Origin of the sequence: Aestuariivirga sp. (assembly GCF_044238155.1) — a bacterium.
Taxonomy (GTDB): domain Bacteria; phylum Pseudomonadota; class Alphaproteobacteria; order Rhizobiales; family Aestuariivirgaceae; genus Aestuariivirga.
The window spans coordinates 1-6,539 of sequence record NZ_JBIIDX010000177.1 but is presented as its reverse complement, the minus strand read 5'-3'; the positions used below and the strand labels follow the sequence as shown (position 1 = coordinate 6,539).

Here is a 6,539-nt window from a genome sequence, read left to right as displayed (position 1 = left end):
CTGCAGCGGGCGGGTCGAGGTTTCGAGTGCTTCAACGTGACCGGTGGTAGCTATGCAAGTGAATTGGAGATCGCGCAGCTGGCTGCAGCTCATCTCAACGACCTGACGTGGCAGGTGGTCCGCGGCAAGGAGCCGGGCGATGGCGAATTCGGGCCGCTCGACATCACGAGGGCCCGTGATCTTCTGGGCTATGAACCACGTGTCACGCTTGCTCAGGGGCTTGCCCTGACCTACAGGGCCCGGGCAGCAGATGGCATCAGATGATGATGTCGTCCGCGTCTTCTTCTTCGCGTTCGACCATGCGTAGGAACCGGCGCGTGCGTTCGTGCTGCGGGTGATCGATTACTTGCGAGGGCGGCCCCTCCTCGATGATCTCACCGCCATCCATGAAGACAACGCGGTCGGCGACGTCGCGTGCAAAACGGATCTCGTGCGTGACGACGATCATGGTCATGCCGGCCTCGGCCAGTCCGCGCATGACTGCAAGCACTTCTCCAACCAGTTCAGGATCGAGCGCTGATGTCGGCTCGTCGAACAGCATGAGCTTTGGCTTCACCGCGAGGGCGCGGGCGATTGCCACGCGCTGCTGCTGTCCGCCTGAAAGCCGGTGCGGCAGATGTTCGGTGTGCCGGCTCAGCCCCACGCTGCGCAGCAACTGACGGCCGAGACTGTGTGCCTCCTCGGAGCTGACGCCATAGACACGGATCGGCGCTTCTGTCACGTTTTCGAGTGCAGTGAAATGGTTGAACAGGTTGAAGTGCTGGAACACCATGCTGATGCGGGCGCTGGCGCGGGCCTTGGCGAGATCGCGCGAGGCCACGGGTTTTGCCCCCATCTTGTCATAGCCCACATAGGAACCATCGACCACGATCTCTCCCTTATCAACCTCCTCAAGGTGATTGATCATACGCAGAAGCGTGCTCTTGCCTGATCCCGATGGCCCCAGAATGGTGACGACCTCGCCGCGCTTCACAGAGAAATTCACGCCGCGCAGAACTTCGCGGTTGCCATAGGCCTTCCACACGCCCTTGCACTCGACGAAGGTTCCGCCGACATCCGTCTTCACGGGGGTTGTTGAAATCAGCTTGCTGATCCATCCGTGATCTGCTGCTGCCTTCCTGGCCTTTCCCGTTGCTGCGCGGTCCACGGGAGTGGCAGCAGCCGGGGGGTGTGGGTCCTCATTGACCGAACTGTTGCCCATGCCGAGGAATCTTGCCATGGCGCCGGAACTCTGCGCCCTGTCGCGTTCGAAGTCGAAGCGCCGCTCGAGCCACATCTGCAGGAGCGAGATCAGGCTGGTGATGACGAGGTAGATTGCGCCCGCAGCAACGAAGACGGTGAAGAACTTGAAATTCTGTGCAACGATTTGCTGCGAGCGGAAGGTGAGTTCGTTGACGAAGATGATAGAGGCGATCGATGTCAGCTTCACCATGCTGATCGTATCGTTGGCAAGGCCAGGAAGGATTGCCCGCATGGCCTGCGGAAGAACGATGCGGCGGAGCGTCAGCATGGGGCCCATGCCCAGAGACGCAGCAGCGATCGATTGGTTGCGGCTTACTGAAATGATGCCGCCACGCATGAGTTCGGCGGCGAAGGCTGCCTCGTTGAGGGAGAAGCCGATCACGGCGGCCGTGAAGATGTCAAACTTGAGGCCCACCTGGGGCAGGGCGTTGAAGATGAAGACCAGCTGAAGCAGTTGCGGTGTCCCGCGCACGAACCAGATGTAGAACCAGGCGATGGACCGTAGCGGCCACAGTGGTGACAGGCGCATGAGCGCCAGTATGAGCCCGAGGATCACTCCAAAGAACATGGAGACCACGGCGATCTTGATTGCAATCCAGGCGCCCTCCAGCAGGAAGGGCGAGAAGATGTAGCTCGGCACTTCCACGAACCAGGGCAGTTCCTGCCCCGCCTGCGCGGAGGGGTCTCCGCCCGTCCAGTTCACGCCACAGCCCGCAAGGATGATGCCGACGGCCAGCATGACTGCAAGCGAACACAGGCGGCGAGAGTCCATCAGGCTTCTGAGAGATTTGCTCATGCCGGAACGTTAACCCCGCTTCACCAGTTGGCAGTTCAAATTGAACTGGGACGCTGCACTTTCGAAGAAGACATCGAAAGCGGAACGTCCCAGCAGAGTGTGCACAGGGTTGTGGTTATTCCGTCTTGATTTCGGCCTTCACGATCATGGCCGGGTCAACGCCATACTTGGACATGAGTTCGGCCTGCTTGCCGTTTTCCTGCATGATCTGGATGCCGTCGAAGATCGCCTGGTTCAGATCCTTGTTGTCATTCTTCACGGCGGTGCCGATGTTGAAGCCCGACAGCATCATGAAGGCGCGTTTGAACTTGGCGGGATCCTTCTTCACCTGCTCATCGACCACCGTAAGGTCATAGAGCACGATGTCCGTTCGCTCGTCGGACACAAGGCGGATGGCGGCGGCCACATCCGGGTAGGTCAGAATTTCAATGCCGGGCTTACCTTCAGCCTTGCACTTTTCGTCCTGCTTGCGGACCTGAGGCTCTTCCACCGTTCCCACGCCAACCGCGACGCGATTTCCGCAGAAGTCATCAAAGCCCTTGATGTCCTTGGTGTTGTTTGCCTGGGTCAGCGCACCCGTCGCCGCTTGCATGTAGAGCACGTAGTCGACTTCCTTGGCGCGCTCTGGCGTGTAATAGAGATTGTCCCAGAAGACGTCCGCCTGTCCGGCCACCACCGCCGGCAGGATGCCCGACCAGCCGGCCAGGAACCATTCATACTTGATGCCGTGGCAATCCATGACTGCCTTGGCGAAGTCGGCATCGAAACCAACGATGTTGTTGAAGTCAGCCGCATCGCGCATCACGAATGGAGGAGTTTGGGGGTCGCCGCCGATCTTGATCGTCTTGCCCGCGAGTGAAGGATATTTCTCGGCGAGCTTGTCAGGCTCACATGCCGGGCCCGCACTCGCTGATTGAACTGCTCCGGCGCTGAACGCCGCCGCCACCGCCATAGCCGCAAGAATTTTTCCAAAGCGCATTTTTCTCTCCCTGAGACCCGGAGACATTGCGCCCGGCCAGTCCGGTGCTTGTCACCAGTGTCTGGATGTTTGGATACACTTTTTGGGTCATTAGCGTCAAGGCCGAGTTCGGTCACAAATCGGCGTATACAAACAAATTGCGCGGTTTTTGCTTGGAAGCAAAAATGTTTATTGTGGGGTAATTATCCGACAAAACGATTTGACATGGATAAGTGTATGCAATTAGCCTCATGCCAAAAAGGTAGGCTATCATGTCAAGTCATCCCAATTCGCTTTCGGCGATTGACCGCGCCCACATCGTTCACCCGTATGCAAATCTCCGCGCCAATGAGCAGGGGCAACCTCTCATCGTGAGCCGTGGCGACGGCGTGTTCGTTATCGATGATCAGGGTCGGCGCTACATCGAGGGGGTGGCTGCTCTGTGGTATGCATCGCTGGGCTTCAGCGAGAACCGTCTGGCCGAAGCGGCCTACCGGCAGATGCGCACGCTTCCCTGCTACCATGCGTTTGGCAACAAGATCTCTGACGTTACGGTAGAGCTGACGCAGCGTCTGATTGCCATCGCTCCCGCCGGGCTTCGCCATGTTTTCTACTCTTCCTCCGGCTCGGAGGCCAATGATACGGCCATGAAGATCGTGCGCTACTACAACAATGCGCTCGGCCGGCCGCAGAAAAAGAAGATCATTTCCCGCCATTTTGCCTATCACGGAACCACGCTGGCAACCTCAAGCCTTACCGGGGTTCCGCGCAATCATTTTGACTTCGACGTGCCAGCGCCGGATGTTCTCCACGCCGATTTCCCCGGTGCATATCGTGGCGCCAGGCCGGGTGAGAGCGAGGAGGAGTTCGCCTCGAGGCTGGCCGAAAGTCTCGAAGCGCTGATCCTGCGCGAAGGAGCGGAAAACATTGCCGCCTTCTGGGCGGAGCCGGTGATGGGCGTTGGCGGTGTGATCATTCCGCCGCGCACCTATTTCGACAAGGTTCAGGCGGTACTGAGGCGGCATGACATCCTGTTCGTGGTTGACGAAGTCATCTCGGGCTTCGGCCGCCTAGGCGACATGTTCGGTTCGACCACCTTCGGGCTCGAGCCAGATATGGTGGTCTTGGCAAAAGCCCTCACAAGCGGCTACCTACCGATGTCCGCCCTCCTGATGAACGATCGCGTCTACGACGCGGTTGCGGATAATTCCGTGCGTCACGGCGTACTGGGCCATGGCTATACATATACGGCTCATCCGGCTCCGGCCGCCGTCGCTCTCGAAACCCTCAAGATCTACGAGGAACTTGACATTGTCTCGAGGGTGAGGGCTCTGGCGCCTCGCTTCAAGCAGGGGCTCCAGGAAACAATGACCTCGTCGATAGTCGGCGAAGCGCGAGCGATCGGCTTGATCGGTGGCCTGGAGATTGTGGCCGATAAGGCCACCAAGGCAAAGTTCCCGCCGGAGGTGGCGGCAGCCAAGCTCGTCGAGATGAAATGCCTCGATCATGGGCTCATCCTGCGCGCGCTGGGAGATGTGCTGGCCATTTCGCCGCCCCTCATCATCAGCGGGGAGGAGCTTGAAGATCTGTTGAGGCGGCTCAAGCTTGGCTTGGCTGATGCGGAGCGCGATCTGGCTGGGCGCGGACTGATGAAGGCCGCCTGAGACCGCCCGGCGCAGCAGCGTGTTCGGTCCGTCGATCCCGATAGGGTTCGCGGGCTGGCGGTCTTTTGCTTTTCAGAATACGAGAGCCACGGGCCGCACCGGACAGCCCGTTCCGTCCCGCATGTTGAGCGGCAGGCAGACGAACAGGAATTCCTTGCCCTGCAGTTTTTCAAGGTTCGCGAGCTGCTGCACCATGCAGATATTGGCGTGCAGCCAGATCTTGTGGGTTGGCCACCACCACTCGGCCGGGTCATCCATGCCGATCAGGTCGGTGCAAAATAGTGTCATGCCGCGCTTTACCAGCCATTCCGCGGTGTCGGTGGGTATGAATGGCCGCTCCTTGATCCAGTTTCCCTGTCCCCACGTCTTGTCGCGGCCGGTCCAGCATATTATGGCCTTGCCGGGCTCGATCGGCTTGCCTGTCTTCTTCTCGGCTGCCTCGAAGTCGGCGATGGTGATCGCCTCGTTGTTCTTTTTCCAGGTGAAATCATAGAGATTTCCCGGGCAAATGAGTTGTTCGAGCGGAACCTTGCCAACCGGAATGCCGTTGCGGTCGAAGTGCCGGGGAGCATCGACATGGGTGCTGCAATGCTCCGGCATCAGGATCATCCGCGATTCCATCTCGAGCTTGCCGTCTGTATAAGTTCCCAGGCCGTCGTACGATTCAATGGGGAAGAAGGCGATTTGAACACCACCAATGTTGGGCATTCCGTTAAACAATTCGCGCCCAAGATCTATGATTTCCCTGGTTTTGGTCATGCCGTCCCTGCCATATCGAGTTTTGCATTCTTGTATCCAATGATGATACGTAATAAACAAGCATCGTGCAAGCCGCTCGGGCGGCTCTTCATGCCTGACAAGAGGGTAGTCGCAACATGGTGAGGGATGGTGACGGGGGGGATGCCGCATCTGCTGAACTTGCAGCCTACACATACCTGCACAATCGCATCAGGCGGGGCGAACTGAAGCCTGGCGTGCGCTTGCGCCCAGAGGAAATTGCCGGCGAAATCGGCATGAGCCGAATGCCGGTGCGCGAGGCATTCCGGCGCCTTGATGCGGAAGGCCTGCTGACCATCCGGCCCAACCGTGGTGCCGTGGTGGCGGACTTCAACGCCGAGCAGCTGCTTGAGCTCTTCGAGATGCGCTCGGTGCTTGAGGGGCTGGCCATGCGCCATGCCGTTGCGAATGTGGGCGGCATGGCAATCGAGGATCTTCGTGATCTGCTCTTCCGCATGGATCGCGGTCAGCATGAATGCGACCAGTGGGTCAAGAGGCACTGGGGCTTCCACGAATATCTTTGCCGGCTATCGAACAGGCCGCGTCTGGTACGCGAGATCGAGAAGCTCCACGTGATGCTTGAAGCCCAGATGCGGTTCTATTTCATCAATGTGAAAAAGCCAGTTGGCGTATTGCAGCAGCATCAGAACCTTATTGATGCACTTGTGGCTGGTGATGCCGACCGCGCGGAAATCGTCATGCGTGAACATGTGCTGGAGACTGCTCCTGCGCTCATCGCATTCCTCAACGCCAATAACGAAGACAGCGCTGGCGAATCCTGAACCGGCGGCGCAGCGGGGGCGAAACTTGAGAGATTTGGAGAAACCGGGCCGTTCGCAGGTCATCACTCGTAACGGCATGGCGGCAACGTCGCATCCACTCTCGACGCTTGCCGCAATATCCACACTCCAGTCTGGCGGCAACGCAATGGACGCCGCGATAACCGCCTGCGCCGTCCAGTGTGTGGTCGAGCCAGGGTCCACCGGAATCGGCGGCGACTGCTTTGCTCTTTACATGCCGCGGGGCAAGGGCAAGGTCGTCGCCTTCAACGGGTCCGGCCGCTTGCCGGCGGCGGCGACGCTTGAGGCTTATCACAAGGCAG

At 59.1% G+C, this 6,539-nt stretch carries 6 protein-coding genes and 1 pseudogene; 4 read left to right on the top strand and 3 right to left on the bottom strand.

Annotated features, from left to right (window positions below; all coding sequences use genetic code 11):
- A pseudogene (locus tag ACILRN_RS15075) lies at positions 1-264 on the top strand (hypothetical protein); the annotation flags it as partial.
- Here ACILRN_RS15075 and ACILRN_RS15070 read toward each other — a convergent pair.
- A complete protein-coding gene (locus ACILRN_RS15070; protein ID WP_395689656.1) occupies positions 257-2,038 on the bottom strand; it encodes an amino acid ABC transporter permease/ATP-binding protein in 1,782 nt (593 codons plus the stop codon). The pseudogene ACILRN_RS15075 and the gene ACILRN_RS15070 sit on opposite strands and share 8 nt — an antisense overlap.
- A 115-nt stretch (positions 2,039-2,153) precedes the next feature.
- Positions 2,154-3,017, bottom strand: a complete 864-nt coding sequence (locus ACILRN_RS15065; RefSeq protein ID WP_395689654.1) for an ABC transporter substrate-binding protein — start codon at positions 3,015-3,017, stop codon at positions 2,154-2,156.
- Between the two features lie 251 nt (positions 3,018-3,268).
- On the opposite strand from ACILRN_RS15065, the gene ACILRN_RS15060 reads away from it, so the two are divergent.
- Complete coding sequence (locus tag ACILRN_RS15060; protein WP_395689652.1) at positions 3,269-4,660, top strand: aminotransferase; 1,392 nt, start codon at positions 3,269-3,271, stop codon at positions 4,658-4,660.
- A gap of 72 nt (positions 4,661-4,732) precedes the next feature.
- Here the strand turns inward: ACILRN_RS15060 and ACILRN_RS15055 are convergent, their stop codons facing one another.
- Positions 4,733-5,419 carry a cyclase family protein gene (locus tag ACILRN_RS15055; RefSeq protein ID WP_395689650.1) on the bottom strand — a complete coding sequence of 229 codons (687 nt, stop codon included), beginning with the start codon at positions 5,417-5,419 and terminating at the stop codon, positions 4,733-4,735.
- A gap of 116 nt (positions 5,420-5,535) precedes the next feature.
- On the opposite strand from ACILRN_RS15055, the gene ACILRN_RS15050 reads away from it, so the two are divergent.
- Both ACILRN_RS15050 and ACILRN_RS15045 read left to right on the top strand, forming a co-directional pair.
- Positions 5,536-6,219: a GntR family transcriptional regulator gene (locus ACILRN_RS15050; RefSeq protein WP_395689649.1), complete on the top strand. Its 684-nt coding sequence runs from the start codon at positions 5,536-5,538 to the stop codon at positions 6,217-6,219.
- Positions 6,220-6,244: 25 nt separating this feature from the next.
- Positions 6,245-6,539 (top strand): gamma-glutamyltransferase (locus ACILRN_RS15045; protein ID WP_395689647.1); only part of this gene is annotated, 295 nt, incomplete at its 3' end.

Excerpts from the sequence above, each read along its gene's own strand:
- ACILRN_RS15055 (WP_395689650.1), bottom strand. The coding sequence starts at position 5,419 with ATGACCAAAACCAGGGAAATCATAGATCTTGGGCGCGAATTGTTTAAC.
- ACILRN_RS15065 (WP_395689654.1), bottom strand. The coding sequence starts at position 3,017 with ATGCGCTTTGGAAAAATTCTTGCGGCTATGGCGGTGGCGGCGGCGTTC.
- ACILRN_RS15050 (WP_395689649.1), top strand. The coding sequence starts at position 5,536 with ATGGTGAGGGATGGTGACGGGGGGGATGCCGCATCTGCTGAACTTGCA.
- ACILRN_RS15070 (WP_395689656.1), bottom strand. The coding sequence starts at position 2,038 with ATGAGCAAATCTCTCAGAAGCCTGATGGACTCTCGCCGCCTGTGTTCG.
- ACILRN_RS15060 (WP_395689652.1), top strand. The coding sequence starts at position 3,269 with ATGTCAAGTCATCCCAATTCGCTTTCGGCGATTGACCGCGCCCACATC.